Origin of the sequence: Streptomyces sp. MB09-01, assembly GCF_033794505.1 — a bacterium.
Taxonomy (GTDB): domain Bacteria; phylum Actinomycetota; class Actinomycetes; order Streptomycetales; family Streptomycetaceae; genus Streptomyces.
This window is the reverse complement of the sequence record NZ_JARAYQ010000536.1, coordinates 1-1571: the sequence shown is the minus strand read 5'-3', so window position 1 is coordinate 1571 and position 1571 is coordinate 1. Positions and strand designations below refer to the sequence as shown.

The window sequence follows — 1571 nt, the reverse complement described above, 5'->3', positions numbered from 1 at the left end:
CTCCATGACCCGGCCGTCGCGGGACAGGTTCCGGTCCGTGGCCTCCGTGATGCCCTGCCAGGCCTTGCCGGTGGCCTCGTACAGGTCGTCCAGCCGGTTGGAGGCGGTCTCGTCCGGTCCGACGACCCTGAAGTCCCGCCGTCCGTCCGTGTCCCGCATGATCTGGGTGAGGAAGTGCCCCAGGACGCGGGTCGGTTCGTGGAGGGTGCGCCCCGGCTTGGGGACGGGGACGGCGTGTGCGTCGAGCGCGGGCAGCGGGAGCGGCCGCAGCAGGCGGCCTCCGTTCGCGTACGGTACGGCGCCCAGGCGGTGCCCGCCGTCCGGGACGCAGGCCAGGACCTGTGCCGTCGGGCGGCCGTCGGCGTCGAAGAGCTCCTCCGGCCGGTACGAGCGCAGCCAGTCCTCCAGCTGTCGCAGGTGTGCCGGGTTCTCGCGCACCCCGGCGAGCGGGACCTGGTGAGCACGCCACGTGCCCTCGACCGGGTCGCCGTCGACGGTCGCCGGGCCGGTCCAGCCCTTGGGCGTGCGCAGGACGATCACCGGCCAGCGTGCGTACTCCCGTCCCCGGTCGGCGCCCTCCGCCCGCGCCTCCTGCTGGATCAGGGTGATGCGGTCCACGGCACGGTCCAGCGCGCGGGCCATGGCGTGGTGCACCTGGGCGGGGTCGCTGCCGGTCACGTACAGCGGAGCGTGCCCGTAACCGCGCAGCAGCGCATCGAGCTCGTCCTCGGGGATCCGGGACAGCACCGTCGGATTGGCGATCTTGTAGCCGTTCAGGTGCAGGATCGGCAGGACCGCGCCGTCGTGGACCGGGTCGAGGAACTTGTTCGAATGCCAGGACGCCGCCAGCGGTCCGGTCTCCGCCTCGCCGTCGCCGATGACGCAGGCGACCAGCAGCTCGGGGTGGTCGAAGGCGGCTCCGTAGGCGTGGGAGAGGGCGTACCCCAGCTCCCCGCCCTCGTGGACGGAACCGGGGGTCTCCGGCGCCACGTGGCTCGGCACTCCGCCGGGGAAGGAGAACTGCCGGAACAGTTCGGCCATGCCGTCGGCGTCGCGGCTCACGTCCGGATAGGTCTCGCTGTACGTGCCCTCCAGCCAGGAGTTGGCGAGGACGGCGGGTCCGCCGTGACCCGGGCCCCAGACGCACAGGGCCTGCATCGAGCGTTCCCTGATCACGCGGTTGAGGTGCGTGTGTACCAGGTTCAGGCCGGGCGAGGTGCCCCAGTGGCCGAGCAGCCGCGGCTTGATGTGTTCCGGCCGAAGCGGTTCGGCCAGCAGGGGGTTGCCCATGAGGTAGATCTGGCCGACGGTCAGGTAGTTGGCGGCGCGCCAGTGGGCGTCGAGCTCCGAGATCGAATGCGCGGTCAACACGGTCATGTCCGCTCCTGCCTGCGAGGGTCCGGGACGTTCGTCGACTGAGCCGATGCCGACACCGTGCGCCCTGCCAGGGTGCGGCCGGCAGGGGAGGACCGTCCCTCAGGGAGGGACGGTCGGCCCTTTCCGCGCCTGCCCGTCCCGGGGAAAGTGAATCCCGGTGGCGCCCGGCCCGCCCCCGACGGGCGCCACCCATC

At 72.5% G+C, this 1571-nt stretch carries 1 pseudogene; it reads right to left on the bottom strand.

Annotated features, from left to right (window positions below):
- Positions 1–1377 (bottom strand): annotated as a pseudogene (locus PV721_RS43260) (phosphoketolase family protein); the annotation flags it as partial.
- Positions 1378–1571 lie beyond the last annotated feature (194 nt).